This is a genomic window from Desulfosporosinus sp. BICA1-9, assembly GCF_000802135.1.
The window spans coordinates 31803-51478 of record NZ_JUEE01000082.1 but is presented as its reverse complement, the minus strand read 5'-3'; the positions used below and the strand labels follow the sequence as shown (position 1 = coordinate 51478).

Sequence of the window (19676 nt, the reverse complement as noted above, 5' to 3'; positions counted from 1 at the left end):
GTATGACCAGCGTGAGCGGGAATTCGGGGACGGACGGCCTGCAGGCCGATCTCGCTGGCATGCCGCACTTTCCTGTGCGTGCGGCATGGTCCGTCCAGCGACGGACCTGGACCCGTTATCACACTCTTATTCTTCGTCGGCACGGGTGTCTCCCCCTGAGACAACCGTGCCGATCTTAATCTCGACGGTCCAAGACATGCATGAAGGGCGGGTCCCCCACCTCGTTTATACCTCGTCAACGTTCCAACCACGTCGTAACCCAGGCGGCGGACCGACGCAGGAGGGAACTTCGCCTGATCGGTGCCAACTCTCGTCCGCGTATGAGCGACGTAGGAGGAAATTCGCGGTTCCCGGCCCCGGCCGCGTATGACCAGCGTGAGCGGGAATTCGGGGACGGACGGCTCGCAGGCCGAGCCCGCTGGCAGGCCGCACTTTCCTGTGCGTGCGGCATGGTCCGTCCAGCGATCCAAAGAAGTCTCAAAAGGCAATATGAGAGTACAATGACCTGCACTATGCATAGGTTTTATGAACGATTATATGTAGTATTAATAGATGTTCAGTTCTTAGAAGAGTAATGATAATAGGAATACCGAGCAGATGAATAAATGCCAGCCAAGTCGTATGCAGACCTTGACGCAATCCTGGGCGGTACTACCAGGTAAGCTAAACGGAGGGGAAGGACGCCGAAGACAAGAGTATCTAGAGCAAGGAGGTACCCGTGCACGTATGGGACTATACCTCGATGCCGAGTATGCACACCAAGCAGTGTGAGAAGTGAGAGAGGGCACATGATAAGCGACTAGATCCAATCATTGTCAGAACGGAGCTATAAAAATGAGCGACGGGCCAAGACCCAAACTCACGGGCCCAAGTCTGAGCTTCGGCATGTAGGCCGCACCCAGGCCTTCATGCAGCTTCGTCCGAGCGGGGGGTTCTCGACGCAGTAAGGCACGGATCCCGACGCAGGAGGATCAGGGCCTTCTAGGAGGGAACGCACCTGCTGGGAAGCGTGCCAAGACCATAAACCACGCGCCAAGGATGTGAGGCAACCCGAGGCGGAGGGGTGACTCTCATTCGGAGATAAGCCTGGACCCAAGTCGGCGAGCCAAGCTCCGGAGGCAGCCCGAGGTTACGAGGGGTGAGTGCGGAGCGGCAGGGCCAAGACCCGAAACGGCGGGCCCTACTCCAGCTGCGGGATAACCGCGCTCTTAGCTCAGTTAGCTCCACGAGGTTCGAGGGGAGATCCACTGAGCGGCAGCCGGCCAGGACCCGAAACGCATCCGCGAGAGGACTGTGCTGCCGGCTTATAGTTCAAGCCGGATGACTAGCAGATTAGTCCTTTTAGATCGCTGTTTTTCTTGCTACAGTATTAGGAGGCCAGACATAGAGCAAATAAAACAGGGTACCTTAACAGTCTGCAGCGAACGCCCAAGAGGACCAGGCTCGCTTTATATTTCAGGCTGGATAACTAGCGGCCTAGTCCTCGGCAGCCGGTGACGTAATCCTGAGCGTCCCTCCAGGACCCGAAACGGCGAGCCACACCCCAGCGCAAGATAACAGTTCGCTTAGCTCAGTTAGCTTCCCGAAGTTATGAGGGGAGATCCACTGAGCGGAAGCAGGGCAGGACCCGAAACGCATCCGAGAGAGGACTGTGCTGCCGGCTTATAGTTCAAGCAGGATGACTAACAGCTCTGCCCTTTTTAATCCCTGTTTATTTGATGCAGCTTTATTATAACTTGCAATAGAGCAAATATAACAGGGTACCTTGCCGCTGGGATGATTGTACACCACGATCAATGCTAGATACTGAACTCCATACAACTCTGAGGGCTATGGTTCACCTTATTTTGAGAAGTGCAGTTCCGGAAGGAGCGAATGTTCGAATCGGCATAGTTGTACTCATTGACCTTTATCATATTTTTAATTTATAATTATCTTAACAGATCCCACCACGCCTCTTCTTTGGAAAGCGTACCACGGTGGGCCATTTTTTATGGAGGCTCTTTAAACTTGGTAGATAGAGCAGTCAAACCTCCTACAAGCTATGAAGAACAACTAAGTGGGAAACCAATACGTTTTAATTCAATAGACTTATTATATTCCTTGACTAATGCTTAAAGTTTTGATTTAAGCTTAGTCATTTATTTTTATAAATTGTTAGTAATTGAAGAATTTATTGAAATAGCTCATATCAAAAGGTTCCATTTTAAATGGGGCCTTTTGACGTAGATGCGGTCCTCAATGCGAGGTTTTATTTATTTCGTGAACTCATCGCGAGGGACAATTGCGTTCGCCACAAGGGACCAATGAAGATGTATATGCGCTGCCTTTGCTATTTAAATGAGCTAGCTTTATGTATTAATGGAGTATTTCGATTATCTTGGGAGGAAATGAAAGAAAAATGCGGAAAGTATTAAGCTGATTACAAAATGCATGAAAACCTTCTCGACGTAGAGTGATGTGAAGACATTTCATATCTTCACTGTTGGGACATCGTCATTATGAGCCGCAATTCGTTTTTTAATGAATGGGAAAAAACGGCAGGAAATCTGTCGGATCGTGCAGAAATATTATAAATATCTTGCAAAAGGTTACTATGAAGGAGGCTAGTATAGATGACGCAAGACTTGATAGGTTTCAAAGAAAACCTCAAAAGAATGATCGATATCGTTTACGCGGGCACAAGTAACGCATTAGCCGTGGCCGACCAGCTTACGTTTCTGTGGAGCGTGTTTCTGCTTGCGGATGACAGTCCCAAGCCATTGAATTATCCATTTAAAAAGTCACTCTCTTTCACGTGGTCGGAATTGCTTGCTATAAAGCATGATGCATATGACCTTATTCAAGAGAAAATTCTACCTAGAATGTTAAGTCGCCATCCTGTCAGCAGTTATGTTCCAAAAAGGATGGCGGGCGGAGGGGAGAAGTTGACGATTACTCCGGCTCAATGTTATGAGCTAATGGGAATACTGAACGATATTTACTACAGGTTGGACGTAGTGCGTTTAAACAATGCGAGACTGAATCTGGACATTATGCTTTACGATTATATGCTAGAAATGCTCTTCGAAGGTTCCATCGAAGGTAAGTCGGAATGGATGACCGGAGGATCGGTAAATTTTATCGTATCGCTTGCCAGTTTCCACTTAATGCGCAGCGGTGGCAACGATGACACGATCAACGTGCATGACGTACACTGCCGGTCCGGTCAATTGCTTACGGCCAGTTTTAAGGAATTTCAACCTATCAATCCGCGGACCTCTCTGTTTGCTGGGAGGACGTTGTCGCCCATAATGACACGCATCGCCACCTTTCGATTCCTTCTGTCAGGCGTCAGGAGATTCAGTATTTTGAAGAAAAATCCGCTTGTCTTTCCCCATGATTCATTCAGTGTCGGTTCTCCAAAAGAGATAGGAAACTGGCTGAAATACGACGTCGTCTACGTCCACCCGCCGAAGTCAATAACGACAAATCATAGAAAGGCATCGGATTCTCGCCTACTTGGACTGACGGGCACCTCGCATATGTATTTTTCTTATTTGCTTTACGGTTTGAGTAAATGCAAGCCCAGGGGCTGGATGTTTGCCATTCTGCCGGAAAAGTTACTAAAGGATGAAGGCAACTGGCTGCTGGATCAGATCTGGCAGGAAGCAAAAATTAAGGCTGTCATCCATCTGCCCGACGAGCAGAAACGATCAAGTAATGGAGAAGAATTCTCCTTGATCGTCTTAAGGAATGAACCGCTGCCTGGCAGGCAAAATATGGGGGATATCAGGCGGTTCCAACTAAGTGGATACGAAGACTGGCAGACTACGCTTTTTTGGGACGATTATAAGGCGGTAGGGAACGGTGGGGCTTCCGCCGCCATTTCAGACCTAACCGGTTTTGTCGAGGTAAGAAGACCAGATCAGAATCAGCTGAAGTTGGATGAACTATTGTTTGAATCCATCAGCAGGCTTGAAGACGAAATGGTAAACCCGAGAGATTCGAGGCCGGACGGGGAAAAACTTCAAGACTGGCAGGTCACTCTCTATCGGCATGGGACAAACTTTGATATAGGGCAGAGCTTGCAGCGTCTCATTTGTGATAACCGGGTTGAGGCGGTAGTATCGGAGGAAGGAGAGGTTGTTTTCGAATTAAAGCGTACCGACAAGCGCACCGAATTCGAGCCAAAGAAGCTTGAGGAGATTCTCTCCCTAGAGCAATTTCAGCTATTCTTAATTATATGCGATTCAGAATCGCCAATTCCAATACATAAAGCAAGACAAAAGCTCTCGCAGGAAGAGCAGAGCAGATTCACCATCCAACAGGCGGTCGATACGGTCCATATGATTGGCCGGATGGGGCTCCTCGAGTGTATTTACGAGTCTGTCAACACAGGCATTGCTTCCACTGCGGCAATCGGCGCGATTGATCTCTGGATGAAAGTACCGGAAGGAGAACGCCTATGGAAATTCACAGCCTCTCGTTAAAAAACTACAAGCAATTTCAGCGCTTCGTCGGCGATTTCGGGGGCAGAGACGAGGAGTTGAGTCCATTCTCGATAAAATTCTTAATTGGCAACAACGGTTCAGGCAAAACCTCCGTCATGCAGGCAATAGGGCTTATTTTTACCCGAGCGCTGAACGACGAATCGCCTGGTTTTCCGTACGAGTTGATCTACAGTATTGCTACGAACTCCAAACGAATCTATGTGCTGTTGTCAAACAATCCTGACGAGAATGAGCTAACGGAACGTCTCCATATTCGTACCTCAGAGAGCCTGGTACATGTTAGGAAAGGAACTGTGATCAAGGAGCGCTACAGCGAGCAGGCGAATCTTCATCCGCGCAGGATAATCAGTTTTGCTACGGGTCCAAATAATTCCCTCGAGGAGGTATTGGTAAAGTCTCCACTAGCCGCTATAAACAGCGACATTTACGACGAGCTGAAACGTGAAGGTCGGGGTGGAAACAGGCTGGGGTATCTCCAAAAACTGCGCGGGCAGCTGCTATACGAGCCGAACTGCATCAACTTCGACGCGGACAACGCGTCATTTATCCTAGCGGCCTTGATGTTGGCAGAGCCACATGGTGATGAGTCGGAGAATTACCGGAGCAAAAGAAGCCAGCTTTTTAAAATGGTGAAAGATATTCAACCTAATATTATTTCATTTGAATTGGATGAAGTGAAATACCGGCACCTTAAACAATCAACGCATAATAAACTACGTTATGAGAGTTTGTTTCTTGACCTTTTAGAATGTCAGGCCAGTGACCACCGCGTAAAAATCGTGTATCACCCGGACGGTACTATGCCGAAAGCGGTTAGAGTTATAACGATATCACCAGGAGAGACCCTATCGGGTAATCCGACGGAGTTTCTTACTATGCTTATCACAGCCCAAAGGTTCGGTTACTTGTTGGGCGTGCACATCTTTTATAGGCACGAGGATACAAAGCATATACTGGATCAAAAAAGTATGAGTGATGGGGAGTTTTTATGGCTGTCTAGGATGGCGCTTGTCATTCTGTCCCAGCAGAAGCACGACGAAAATACCTTATTTCTATTCGATGAACCAGATGTGTTCTTAAACGAGAACTGGACGATGCAGTTTATCAGCATGCTACATGATTTCGCTAAAGTGGACATGCCTGGCATCAACACACGGTATAATCGGCAGGAATACTGGATCGCTACGCATTCAACTCTGATTTTAACGGACGCTTTCCAGGACCAAACGTTTATGATAGAAGCTCAAGACGGCCAATCCGGAACTTTTAAGGCTATATCGCTGACTCTTCCAACATTCGGTGCTGACCGAGGGGAGGTAAGTGCACAGCTTTTTATGGAGCATGAAAGGATTGGAGAGTTTGCAAAACGGGTGATCGATAAAGAATTGGCTGGGGAGAATCCATATTCGGCCGATCGAATTCAGAAAATGATCGATAAAATCGGCCCAGGCTACGAACGTTTCCGATTGGAGGAGTATTTGCAGGCCGGTAAACATTTGCTCATCGATTAAAGATCTGGAAGGGAGAAAATGTTGATGCTTTTCAACTTGGAGAAACCGTCCGCGATACACAAAGAGATGGAATCAGCTGGAGAATTTATCGTTGCATTGATCGAATACTGCCACTCGAAGGGAATTACGGACGGACAGTTCGACGAGCAGCATTTTGTGCGACTCAAACATCATCGCAAATATAAAGACTGCTGTCTGTTGAAGCATCCAGAAGCCATGCGTAACCGGATGAGAGAGTTGTTCGTCGTGCTGCCTAGCACTCTAATGCCGGTATTTATCGGCTCTCTCAAGGGAGACCTCAACTATGCGCAGGATCATCAGAGTAGCACCTTCCAATTTACTGGGTATTTGGGAACGGCGTTCGCAGGTATGTTGGCCGACACTCAGAGGAAAGTGGTTATTGACACGATAAAAAAAGTATTCGAAAAGCTTTACGACGATTTTTTCGGACACAAGGAGGAAAACGCTACCTGCAACAACAGGGACCTGTTCAAAGAAGAATATAAACGATTGAACGGTCTCAGAGAGCACGTTTGCCCGGCTTGTCTTGGCCTTCTTCATATCGGCAAAGCGCAGCTGGACCACTACTTTCCAAAAAGCCTCTTTCCCGCTCTCGTCATCCAGCCTTTCAACATTGTGCCGATTTGCATGGAATGCAACTCGTCTGTCGGAAATAAACAAAATAAAGGTAAAGGTAACCGTGTGCCAGCATGGCCGTTAGTCGGCGAAGCTGTGAATGATCCAGGTTGTATGACGGGTGTGTATCTACCCTATATCCGTTCTGCAGAAAGGAAATTCAAAGCCGTCGTTGTCGGTAATCCGGGTAATCGCGTTATTCGGTTCGAACCACTGTCGTCGGCAGCACCAGTCGAGGGGGAACGCATCCGTCGGCATGTCGCCACTTTCAATTTAGAAAAAGTTTGGACGGACAGAATTCCGTTTCATTTCAATATACTTATGCATAGAACGCTATCAGAGTTTACGAGGCTATACGAGGATCATGTAACAGCCAGTAAAATGGTGACACAGGACGAAGTGGGCGAATTTTTGTGGAACAAGTTGGTGCTAAACTCTGATGATGCCCTATACGATGTGGGTTATCAGTTTGAATTTGTTAGTTACGTTATCTCATTGGCCACAACGCCAGCCAGCTTTCACGCCTTTTATAGAGAATTGATCAAGAGAATGAATACCAGACATATAAAAGCGATGCCACCCTTACCACATATTTATGACTGCTATTAAGGGCTTGCATGATGCTAAATGCGTCATCAAATCGATTCGTGCCATTGGAAGGGCAGTTTCTCCCCGGCAAGTATGTCGCGCTCAGACATTCTTGCAGTTCAGTGGTCGATATATCTTCTCGATAATTTACAAAAAAATGTCTAAGGCAGATGCGATAATGATAGCAGGCACAGAAGAGTGGAGGTTTATTAGTTAAGGATTAAATAATTCACATACATTAATAATAAAATGAAGGAACGAACATAGCTCTATAAATAGGATTGCATGAATTTAAAAAAATGTTTTAAATTGGAACTTCTTGCAGGAATTTAAATTTTCGTCAAGAATGTTGTATCCTAACAGTCGAGTGCTAAGTGGGACTTGGAAGATTACAAGGAGGAATAATTATATGCCGCATAGAATTCTCTATAAATCCTTACACACAATTGATCGTAAAAGAGACAATCCGGAGACACGGACGCTTGCAGACGACGAAGGAGATATAAATACATACATAGTTGATTCAGTTGGGGCCATAGTAAATCAGCTGGATAATAGATCTTTTGTTCCGGAGAGTCAAACCACTGAAGTCATTAACACAATTTGTCTTTATCAAAATCAACAGATGACATTTGAGGGATTATCTGACATTGTTGCTAATAGACTTTTAAGAGAAGAAAAGAAGGCTCAGGAACGCTACAAAGCAATAACTGAGATTCGCAAGGGGAGTCTCATTCAAGCATTTATAGAGAATGATGATATGTATTTATATTTAGTGGCAAAAGTCGAGCATGACACGTACATTGATGATATAGAACTTGTCAAACGGGTAGGAATGCCCGTTGACAAACAAACGATTAAAACCGGCTTAATTACCTTTTCTCAAGATATGAATGTGCTAAGTGTGAAAATCAGTGATGTCAACGCTAAGGCCTCGCAGTATTGGTGGGGAGAGTTTTTGGAATTGCGCAAAGCTAATACTGATGAAGATAATACAAAAAAGGCTTTTAAGGCGATTGATATTGTGCTTGGTAAGCAGATTAAAACGCAATCCCCAAAAGATCATACGGTATTAAGAAATACCGCGATAGGCTTTTTTAGAAACGAAGAGAACTTCTCCTTCGACAACATGATGAATTCAGTTTTTAATAGGTATGAGCCGATTGAACCAGATAGCTTTGATATTCAAAGAGTTAGAGACACTATCTCTCGTTTGCCTGAACAAGGAAAGTTTGACAGACAATTCGTAGTAGTTAAAAAAGAAATAAGAGCAAATATTAAGCAAGTATATCATATTTCTCCCAATATCGAGTTGCAAATAATTGATCATGTTGAAGCAATCAGGCACTTAATACAGGCTGAACGATCTGAGGACGGGAGCATGTATATTAAGATAAAAACTGATTCTGAAGAGGTATTTCAAAGTTTTAATTTTTAAAATTTTAGGCAGGAGGGGTAAAAGTGAGCCATTTCAGTTCCTTAACAAGTATTTTTGGCACAACCATTAACTCCACTGTGTCTGAATCATTTCATGAATTAAAAATTGAAATGTCTTTTAATGACTTTCGTGTGCCTGAAATAAAAATATTAAATGCGTTTATTGAAAGTATCCCTAGTAGGGATACTCTTATCTTGAATTTTATTCTAGACGATGGTGACCCAATAAATTTCAGTCCTGGGCTAGTTCTAAGCGAGTTCTTAATAGAAATACAAGATGCTCTGATATATAAAGAAAACGGCAGTAAAGTTAATCTCATTTTGACAATTGTAAAAAATAGTAATAAGGAAAATGTTAATGTTATTACAATTTATTCACTTGATGAACTTACTAGAAACCTACTTAATCAGTCTTTACTGGGTGTAATGCATCTATTTAGTCAGGTTATGATCAATAATTCTTGCGTCTATTTCATGATGTATGAACAAACGGATGATTTTCATAGTGCTACCTTTTACTTTTTACACGAAATAAACGACATAAATGAGAGTAGTTGCGACCGTAGTCGGATATTAAAGAAAAGGAATGATGTATGCAATTTTCTAAACGCGTCGCAGTATGATCTTTTACCGGAAGACTTCCATTTGATAACTAGGTCTAGTAACCAAGCATTGAATGGCTTGATGGATAAGATGGCAAATATTTTTTCGCTTATATTCATCTCCGATATTTCTAGTTTTGAAAGGGATACACAGAAAATCAGAATCAAGGTTAATGGCTATAAATCTATTGAAAACGAATTGATCTATAGCGAGATTTCTCCTGATGGAGAAAAAGAATACTTTGATTTATATAGCTGGGTTTATAATGAAGGAAACATTAACGACAAAATTGGGCTAGCTAGGAACATACTCAGTATTCATGTGCCAAATGATAATCTGCTTTGTGTTCGAAAGGGGTTACTTTCTTCCGTCCAATCAGCATACAAAATTTATCTTAAAGACAATGTCGAACAATATGTAGCTGTTAAAAACAAGGTAAATGAGTTTTTATTCGAACTATCTTCAAAGATAATGAAAAAGGCCGATACATTTGTAGACACTTTCAAGAAGAATTTTATTGGGTTATTCACCTTTTTTCTAATAGTATTTCTACGAAGTATTTTGATATCATCTGATAATCCTGTTTTTACGAAAGAAGTAACTTACATCGAACTAATTTTCCTTGGAGTATCTTTGTTATATCTTTTGATGTCGATATGGGAAGCGCATGTAGATTTGAAGAAGGTGGAAAAAGATTACAAAAGACTAGAGGAACGTTACGATGATTTGTTGGTACCCGAAGATATCCAGATAATATTTAATGATGGAAAAGATTGCGCCGAAGATGTTGAAAGTGCCAAAAAGAAAATTATTGCATATTCGATTATATGGTTTTTGACGTTAATGTTAAACTATATTGTTTTATGTGAAATTGGCCAATTTTAAGCGAGTTGTAAAAGTCCTCACCCAGCTTTGAGTGAGGGCTTACTTTAGTTCCCAGAACAAGTCGTTTCCAAAGGTAACTGAAATCTTAACGGAGCAACAAAATACGACATCCCAAGATTGTTCCGTCAAATATTATTCCCTATAGAAACGGCTATGGGCAAAAAGGTTGTCCCCGCCACCGTGGACTAAGAGTCAGAGCTCGGCGATGAAGTTGAAGACAGTTAATCGACAGAAGGAAAATTAATATTGTCTTCACTCAAGAAGAAGAGATGAGGCACGGAAATGGATCAACAATATAATAATGATATAGATAAAAAAAGATTGCCAGAATTACTCGAGGAATTCCGTGAAGCTCTCGAGGATGAAATTATTGCTGCAAAAAAGAAAAGCTCTAGTAGCGCTGTTCCTTTGACAAATGGAAAAAGAATTGCTATAAATGCAGGTCAATATCAGTATCTTTTTACGATAGATTCTGTGTTAAATGCACCAGAAGGATCTCCTGCTGAACTAATTATGACAGGAAAACCTCCGATGCAAGCTAACATTGTTTCGGTGGAAGACCTTCGAATAATACTTAGTTTAAATACTGATTTAGGTGACTTCGTTCCATTCGCAAGATTACATAATGATCTATCAATTTTGTTGAAGAAATTAATTGCCAGAATTGAGAATAATTCAGAGATGGAAAATATTGTTGGACTGCGCATGTTAGGGAGAACAACGGTAAATGGAGTTCCTGAAGCAATTAAACCTTTAAAAGGTGAAAGTATTAAATTGAATCATAACCAGATAAAAGCCGTGGAGAGTGCAATTGGAAGAACCATGACATTTATTTGGGGCCCTCCTGGTACGGGTAAAACAGAAACGATTGGCAAAATTATTAATGAACTTTTCAAAAGAGATAGAACTGTATTACTAGTATCTCATACAAATACTGCCGTCGACTCAGCCATACTTAAATCAGCAAAGGGTGTCGAAAAGCAAGATTTGATAAATGGCTGTATACTTAGACTCGGTATTCCAAAAGATCCCCAATTAATTGAAAACTACAGTGAAGTTTTGATGATAAATCAAATTGCAATTCATTCGAAAGATCTTTCAGAGCAACTTACATATAAAAAGAAACAATTGCGAGAGACAAAAGCCGATATAAATAAGCTTCGTAAGCAAATTTCAAATTATGAATGGTGTTACAACTATCAATCTGAAAGAAAAGAATTATCTTTAGCAATAGGAGTATATGATCGTGAATGCCACTCCCAAAGTAAGCTTCAGAACCAAATAAGCACACTGAGAACCCAAAGAGATCAATTCAGCCCCTATATTAAAGTGGGGGGAGAATATACTAGATTCAGAAACAGATATAATAAATGCATCGAAGAGAGTAATAAAGAATCGTTAATAAAGTCATCAACTATTGATGAGCTGGATAGATCATATCTTGAATTGGAGCAATATAACGCTCAAATTTCCAAATTTCACCGTCGGGAAGAGATTAAAAATGAATTGTCAAACAGTATCTCTTTAACTTTTCAAAAGCGAATTTTAGAGCGTTTAGAAAAAGAGATAAATGATCTACAAATTGAAATATCCACCAAGTCTTCTGACCTTTTAAAGGCGAAAAATTTACATTTAGAGGCTTCGCAAACAAATGTTATCAGTAGGGCTCTAAGACGTATACCTTCACCTGAGCGTCTGAGCCAAGATATTACTCTGCTTGATACTACCTTGCGCGATTTAAACGAAACACTCAAGGCTAAAATTGTGGTATACGGCAATAAAGATACATCGTACCAAAAAAGGTTTGCCCTCGAAAGTGAACTGCATTCAATAGCCGTATCAACCTCAATTAAGGATATAGAAAAGCAATACAAACAAACGCTTGCAAAAATTGAGAAATGTAACCAAGTTATGAACGCAAGCAAAGAAAAATCGAAAGAACTAGATGACAAGATAGTTGAACTAGAAGAAAAGATAAGAAAGATAGAAGCTGATTTTGGGAGTGATCTTGAAGGAGTAATATCAGATTATGCAAGACTAGAAAAAGAGCTGAATGAATGTATAACTAATAATCTTGCGTTGACAAAAAGCATTAGCTTAAAAAAACACTATATAGAAAATAAGATTGAGAAAACTAAGATGACTTCTGGTCAAAGCAATGAATACCAGGGCTGTGCTAGTTTCCAGGACTTTCTGTCATTGATGGATGAAAACTATAATTTGCTCAGTATAAGTTTAATAGGTTTTAGTCCGGATGAGGCTAAAGAATATATTAAGTTACTTGAGAAAGATATCATACTTTATACTGCCGAAATTGCAGAGATTCAAAATAAAATTGATGAGATCGAAAAGCATATAATAGCTGATGCCAAAATCATCGGAACCACATTAACAAAAGCGTATCTAAGCGATGAACTTCATGCAAGGAAATTTGATACAATTATTTTGGATGAGGCATCTATGGCCCCGATTCCAGCACTCTGGACTGCAACGCTTCTGTCAACCAATAATGTCGTTATTGTTGGCGATTTCAAGCAACTTCCGCCTATTGTCTTATCAGATACTGAAATAGCCAAGAAGTGGATTGGTTGCGATATCTTTGAACAATCTGGTATCAAAGAAAAATACGTAAAAAAATGCTTACCCAATTACTTTATTACCCTTAATGAACAGCACCGAATGGAGCCTGATATCGCCGAAATAGCAAATCGTTATTATGGGATGTTAAAATCGCCGGGTTCAGATAAAAGAAGGCAGAGCAAAGCTGAATTTGATAAGTGGTGCAATGATAGTTTTTTAACGGACAGTCCAGTAGTCTTAGTTAATACTGAAAGTTTAAACGCCTGGGTAACTAGTGTATCAAAGGGAAACCAAAGCAGCCGGTTGAATTTCCTTTCTGCTACTTTATCAGTAAATCTTGCAGAAAGGATTATTTCAAAGGGTTTAGAGAGCAGTTCAAATAGCTTTAAAGGGAAAGAGAGCAAGATCTTAATTATTTCCCCATATCGGCCCCACACAAAACTGATTGACCTTCTATTAAAAGATAGTGGAATTGAGGATGATTTAGTTCGTGCTGGAACGGTTCACAGCTTTCAAGGTTCAGAAGCGGATATTGTCATATTTGATTTAGTTGTAGATGAGCCGCATTTTAGGGTAAATCTTTTTATGAATTCCTCTGAAATGAAGGAACAGATGGGACGCCTTTTTAATGTCGCGATAACAAGGGCCAAATTTAAACTCTTTATTATTGGCGATTTTAAGTATTGTCTCTCTAAAGGTAAGAAATCTGAGCTAGCCGATTTGCTAAATGATCTTATATACGAAAAGAAGTTTCCGATGATTGATGCAAGAGAGCTTGCACCGAAATTACATGAACAATCTTTAAAAGCACAAAGAATTGTCGCTGGGGGTAAAATTGAAACGGTCGAGGAAAGATTAGTAGTTACCCAAGAGTCTTTTTATATGTACTTATCGGACGACTTGGAAAAGGCAAAAAATGAGATAGTAATATACTCACCCTTTATGACAAAAGATCGGTTGTCCTATCTGCAACCCCAATTGCAGGCTGCAATTGAGCGGGGGGTAACTATCTTTGTTATTACTAAAAGTCTTCAGGACCGCAATAAGACTGAGGTTGCTACATACCGGGAAATAGAGGAACACATTTCGAATATTGGTATAGTCCTTATACATAAAATGAAAATGCATGAAAAACTAGTTTTTATTGATGATGATATCGTTTGGACCGGCTCACTGAATCCGTTAAGTTTTTCATCGACTCAGGAAATTATGGAGAGAAGGTGCAGTAAAACTGTACAAAAAGATTATAAAGAGGTTTTGAGGCTTTCTGAACTTATTAATTATATTGATACACCAGAATCCAAATGTCCTGTTTGCGGCTCAGAGATGATAGCAGCCGAAGGTAAAGATGCCCCTTATTATTGGAGATGCGTTACCGACAATTGTTTTACGCGTGGAATTGACCAGAAGTATCCGATGAATGGAGAACTAACTTGTCGTACATGCGGGGGCCCAGTTGAATTTGGATATTGGGGGGAAGAGCCATCTTGGCGTTGTCTGGAGAATAAACGGCATCATATGGGATTATACAGATCACACCTCAAGTTGCCAAAAATGGAGAAGAAGATCCCCAAACGAGACTTGAAAAAAGTATCAAAGTATTTGGATGAGACGTATCCCCAAAAATCAAAACCTGTGGCTAAACAAGAAATAAACTCTGACACTGAACAAATGGTATTGTTCGAGGATTAACTGTTTTAAGAAAGGAACACGAAATGTTAAAGAGATGAAAATGGATTTGCCGTAATGTAACTTCCGTTATCCATTATCACTAATGGTTACACTAAACGTAGAATAAGTCGAAAAATATACTGTAGAAGGAATGTTGCACAGTTAAATTAACGGCATTTAGAAGACCCTTGAATATTCTACGAGTGTAATTTTCAATTCAAAAGCCTCCATTAAAGATCAAGGAAAATTCAAGATTCAACTGAGATTTGCAGGTTAATTCATAAAGGTGTAGAAATAACTATAATTGTAAGGAATTAGAAGATTTCAAATGACATTAATCCTTTAAGAAGATATGTCATCGATTATATAGACGACAGAATAGAGTCAGGGCTAGTCAGCCTTCACAGTATCGAGATAAACAGTTTCTTGTCGGTTTAACCTGATATAGTATCAAGTGTGTTCGATTGATCAGTATTATGAATCAGAGGATGGTTTACTATGATATGAAGAAATATTCTGCAGGTTTTACCAGTACCGGCTTATTTAAACAGGAAATTCGGGAGGTCCTCCGGCTTCAGAGAAGGGGCTTATCGAGAACAGAAATTGTACAAGAAGTTTTAAACCATAATTTGTTCCAAATGAGGAGTGAAGCTGGAATTCGCGATAGGCTGAAAAGGGTGCTGCAAAGAATTGGCAACTTTGACGAGATCCTATTAGAGGCTTATTTAGAGGGGACTCGCTTTGAGGAGAACGCTCTAATTTTATATAGTTACCTATATACGTATCGTTTGCCCTATGAATTTTTCATGGAGATCGTTCTTTATGATTATCTCCATAATCAAGGGATTTTGCGCAAAGTAGAGCTGGATTTCTTCTTTGAAAGGAAAGAAGCTGAAACTGAGGAAATTGCACGTTGGAGCCCTAAGACAAAGCAACGCTTAAAAAGTTCTATGCTGATGTTTTTTCGCGAGTGCGGCTTGCTGACCGAAAAAGAGAGACATGTCTACCAGATTACTCCTCTACACGTCAATCGGGAATTAAAAGATTATGCAATAGATCACTATCCACTGCTGGCTATACTAACAACATTAAGGTAGGTGAATCAATTGAACGCTGAAACCTATGAACGTTTAAATAACCTCGAAAACCGAATCCACAAGCAGGGTTTTACTACCCCCAAGGGAATAGGAAGTGAAATTCCTCATTATGTGTTTGATTACCCTGCCGAGGATGAGCTAAAGGTACGTATTTATCTCAAAGCCCTAATCGAGCAATCCACGCTTAGAATAAAGAATATCAACCTATTTGAGTTCTTTCTGAATCTATTCGAGGGGGATCTCGAGGAACTCTTAGAAATAAGTGATGAAGAAGGTCTGAGCGGCTTAGTCGAAACGACAGAAACGGTCCTAGATAATGAACAGACTCTAGTCGAGTCCTTTATCAAGGAAGCTGGGAATGCAGAGCTTATCTTCATCACCGGAGTAGGAAATGCTTTTCCCCTAATGCGCTCAAGTAAACTGCTTAAGTTATTATCTACCTATGCGTATCGTCGTACGGTCGTATTATTTTACCCTGGGCAATTTACAGGACTTAATCTGCGCTTATTTCATCGACTAAATAACGAAGACCAGTATCTGTTATCGAGAATCTAGATGGAAGAAACAGGAGATGAATTTCATGGCAACGTTGCTTATCGAAGATATCTTTCAGAAGAAGATAAGACGAAATATTAACGGCGTAGTGCAAGCCGGTCAAGTTGACCCAGAAACCATGAAAACAGAGCTCGAGGAATACGTCATGACGGAGGAAGGCACTCGCTATATTACAGCCTTCTATAAAAATTATCTTGCAGTGTACAAGCGACCAGGTAAGGATATTGGGGTCTGGATTTCTGGATTCTTTGGTTCAGGTAAATCTCATTTCTTGAAAATCCTTTCCTACTTACTCGACAACAAAGAGGTGGCTGGAAAAAGGCCAGTTGATTACTTCATAGATAAGACCGCTGATCGTGAATTGCTGGACATGATGCAAAAGGTTTCCGAGAAACCGAGCGACGCTATACTCTTTAACATTGATTCTAAATCCTCTTCGAGTGCCAGTAATAAAGAACGAATAGTGGAGGTATTCTTACGGGTTTTCAATGGACATCTCGGGTATTCAGAGACCATTTGGGTGGCGGATATTGAACGTCAATTAGAAAGTGAAGGGATTTATCGATCCTTTAAAGAGGAAATTAGGAAGGTTACCGGATCATCATGGGAAGAGATCCGCTTGAAAATCCGCCTTAAGCAAAAAGGGATTATCCAAGCCTTGATCAATCTTGGAGTTGACGAGGAATCAGCCAGACAATTTCTTACGACGGCTAAAGATTCCTTGGAGATGACCGCCGATATGCTCGCCAAATTAATTGCAACGTATTGCCAAAGTCGGGGTTCGGATTATCGTCTAGTCTTCTTAGCGGATGAAGTCGGTCAGTATATCGGGACAGACTCGGATCTGATGCTCAACTTACAAACGGTGGTTGAAGAAATTGGCCAAGCAGCCATGGGACAAGCTTGGGTGATCGTCACCTCACAAGAAAAAATCGAATCCGCAATTAATTTGAAAAGTTCGGATGACTTTTCAAAAATTCAGGGACGTTTTATCACTCGCCTGAATTTATCCAGTGCAAACACGGATGCGGTTCTTAAACGCCGTTTGCTCGAAAAAACTGAGACTGCTGCGGCAAGTTTGACCCTTCGTTATGATCAAGAAGAGCAAATAATACGCAATCGTCTGTCCTTTGAGCCAGGTACCACCCAATTACGGATGGCTTATCGTTCAACCTTGGAGTTCGTGGAACTCTTTCCCTTCGTACCCTACCAAGTGGAGTTGCTCAAAGAGGTTTTTAATAAGATTCGCACCCAAGGAGAGGGTGGTGCACACCTTGCGCACGGGGAGCGCTCGCTACTGAAAGCTTTCCAAGAAGCCTGCCTCCTGAAGGCAGAGAAAGATACCACGAACTTAGTGACGATGGCTGATTTCTATCCTTCGATCCGCAGTTTCTTAGATTCCGCTATTACCAGCACGATTGCCCGGGCAGAGGATCGAGCACGCAATAATGAAGGATTGTTGGATTTTGATGTGCACGTGTTAACCGTTCTCTATATGATTAAGAGTATAGAGGCGCTTAAAGCCAAAGCGAATAACGTCGCAACCCTGCTAATACCCAGTATTCATAGCGAGCGCTTACCTCTGGAAAACGCGGTCAAGGAATCCCTAGCTCGCTTAGAACAGACCAGGTATATCGAGCAACATCCAGACCAGAGCTACTCTTTCCTATCCGATGAAGAGCAAGAGATCAATCGTGAGATACATAACGAACCAGTCAAGTCTGGGCGGATCAAAGAACTCCTAGGGAAAATGTTTTTCGATACTATTTATAATAAGGCGAAGGTTAGTTATGAAAAGAAAGAATTTGACTATAATAAGCGATTTGATAATTTTGTACGTACGATCATGACCCATTCCCTCACCGTCCAAGTCTATGGTGGGCGAGTTAGTGATAGTGAAGTAGCCTTAAACTCGAACTCGGGTGTCTTATCCGTTTGCTTGGACCCTGAGCGGATTGCTGAAGTCGAGGGCGCACTCGAATATGTTGAACAGATTCTCAGCTATACAAAACGCAAAAAATCTCCGAGTACAACTCCCAGCCAGAACCGAATCTATGAGGCAAAGATTAATCAGGTTGAAGGGTTTGAGGGAAAAGCTGAGCACATGATGGAACGAGCTTGTGAGCAAGCAAGATTTTTCATCCAAAGTCAAGAGCGGAATTTTAACGGCACCTTTGAAAACCGAATGACGAGTGCTTTGGAAATGTTAGTGCGGAACACGTACACTAAGTTAGCGTATATTGATAAGCCGACTTCCTATAAAGATTATAAGAATGTCTGGATCTCAATGGTAACCGCCGGATTACAGTACTCAACTGAAGGTATGGAAAACAAAAATGCTTATGAAGATGTAAAACTGCACATGGAAGAGGCGGATCGATCACACGAAAAAGTCGCCTTAAAAAGCCTCATCGACAAATATAGTGGAGTTCCTTATGGTTGGAATGACTATGACACGATTGCGATAGTCTTGGCCTTGTATCATGACATCAAAGTTAAGATGACGTATTCAGGTGACACATTTACTCCAACGAATCCCAACTTCTACGATCGCCTGGGTAAGCAACAGGAAAGGGATCGCATCTTGTTGATGGCTGTAAAAGTGCCCGGCGCAGAAGATCGTAGAAAACTCCAGTTAATTTTTCGTGAGTATTTTGGCAATGATGCTATTGGAGATTCTTACGAAGAGATGGCCAAGGCAATTAGAGAGGCATTGAACGATAAATTCATGGGGCCTTTGGGCAAGATTGAAGAACGCAGGAAGAGTGCCAAGGTTTATCCCTACCCTGGGGAAGCGGAAATTGGGAGATTCAAAATGGGGACCAACCGTCTTCTAAGCCTCAGCGATGATGATGACCTAGTGAGTCAGTTTATTCTGGTAGAGGATCAGTTGGATGAGTGGTTTGAAGACCTTAATACACTCAATTCCTTCTATGGGCGTAACCCCATCGATTATTTTGACAGTTCGGTCGAACTGCTTAATAAGTATGCGCAGGAGATATTGTCGATGAATGATCGGGATATCAACCTAATTAAACTTCAAATTGATTCGATTCTCGCCAACCCCAAACCTTACCAACTAATTCCGAACTTGCCGCTGCTTCAAGAACAACTAAAAGCTAAGATCGCTGACTATGTGGAAGCCGCACGCCAAACAATCGTCGAGCAGGTGGAGGGCACCTTAGTCCAGAATCAGGAATTGATAGATTATTACACAGAAAATGAACCTATCCGAGTCATGCTCACTGAAGGGCAGAGGATCTTAGAACAACTCATAGAGCGTATTGCTAAGGATTCAAGCATGTTAATCATTCGATCTCTACAGATTGAGTGCAATGACCAGGTAAAACGCCTTGCTAAGAAGGCAAGTGAGATGGAAGAACTGCAGAGACAACAGAAGAAAGAAAAGGCACCCTATCAGCCAACAGGTGTCCATGAAAAGCCCACCAGAGACTTGAGAGAGAAGGAACTCTATCACCTCTTCTTTAATACAAGACAGCAGATCACGACCTTAAACGAATTAGATGATGCCATCAAACACTTGCGCACCAAATTAATGGAGCAATTAAAGGTTAGTAATCTTAAGAAGAGCGATTAAGCAAGGCGCTTGGGAGGAATCT

Annotated in this window: 12 protein-coding genes; all 12 read left to right on the top strand. The window is 41.8% G+C overall.

Translation table 11 applies throughout. From position 1 onward, the window contains the following. Positions 1 to 200: 200 nt before the first annotated feature. The 12 genes from JL57_RS34110 (at position 201) to brxC (ending at position 19654) form a co-directional block, all read left to right on the top strand. Positions 201 to 575: a hypothetical protein gene (locus tag JL57_RS34110; RefSeq protein WP_291299944.1), complete on the top strand. Its 375-nt coding sequence runs from the start codon at positions 201 to 203 to the stop codon at positions 573 to 575. A gap of 22 nt (positions 576 to 597) precedes the next feature. Continuing rightward, positions 598 to 771, top strand: a complete 174-nt coding sequence (locus JL57_RS34105) for a hypothetical protein (RefSeq protein ID WP_291299943.1) — start codon at positions 598 to 600, stop codon at positions 769 to 771. A 371-nt stretch (positions 772 to 1142) separates the two neighbouring features. After that, positions 1143 to 1310: a hypothetical protein gene (locus JL57_RS34100; protein WP_291299942.1), complete on the top strand. Its 168-nt coding sequence runs from the start codon at positions 1143 to 1145 to the stop codon at positions 1308 to 1310. Between the two features lie 1305 nt (positions 1311 to 2615). Next, positions 2616 to 4472: a hypothetical protein gene (locus tag JL57_RS10475; protein ID WP_034141994.1), complete on the top strand. Its 1857-nt coding sequence runs from the start codon at positions 2616 to 2618 to the stop codon at positions 4470 to 4472. Then, entirely contained in the window at positions 4448 to 6004 is a 1557-nt protein-coding gene (locus JL57_RS10470; RefSeq protein WP_034141993.1) for an AAA family ATPase, read from the top strand. Before JL57_RS10475 ends, JL57_RS10470 begins: the two co-directional genes overlap by 25 nt. 18 nt (positions 6005 to 6022) lie before the next feature. Continuing rightward, a complete protein-coding gene (locus JL57_RS10465) occupies positions 6023 to 7249 on the top strand; it encodes a hypothetical protein (protein WP_034141992.1) in 1227 nt (408 codons plus the stop codon). Between the two features lie 388 nt (positions 7250 to 7637). After that, positions 7638 to 8666, top strand: coding sequence for a nucleoid-associated protein (locus tag JL57_RS10460; protein WP_034141991.1), 1029 nt, complete (start codon positions 7638 to 7640; stop codon positions 8664 to 8666). Between the two features lie 23 nt (positions 8667 to 8689). Beyond that, a complete protein-coding gene (locus JL57_RS10455) occupies positions 8690 to 10153 on the top strand; it encodes a hypothetical protein (RefSeq protein WP_034141990.1) in 1464 nt (487 codons plus the stop codon). Positions 10154 to 10435: 282 nt separating this feature from the next. Then, the gene (locus JL57_RS10450) at positions 10436 to 14425 is read left to right on the top strand and encodes an AAA domain-containing protein (protein WP_034141989.1); all 3990 of its coding nucleotides are present in this window, start codon (positions 10436 to 10438) and stop codon (positions 14423 to 14425) included. 482 nt (positions 14426 to 14907) lie between these two features. Beyond that, complete coding sequence (locus JL57_RS10445; protein WP_034141988.1) at positions 14908 to 15501, top strand: DUF1819 family protein; 594 nt, start codon at positions 14908 to 14910, stop codon at positions 15499 to 15501. A 9-nt stretch (positions 15502 to 15510) separates the two neighbouring features. Further along, positions 15511 to 16056: a BREX protein BrxB domain-containing protein gene (locus tag JL57_RS10440; protein WP_034141987.1), complete on the top strand. Its 546-nt coding sequence runs from the start codon at positions 15511 to 15513 to the stop codon at positions 16054 to 16056. Between the two features lie 25 nt (positions 16057 to 16081). Then, positions 16082 to 19654, top strand: coding sequence for a BREX system P-loop protein BrxC (brxC, locus tag JL57_RS10435; protein WP_291299941.1), 3573 nt, complete (start codon positions 16082 to 16084; stop codon positions 19652 to 19654). Positions 19655 to 19676: the final 22 nt, after the last annotated feature.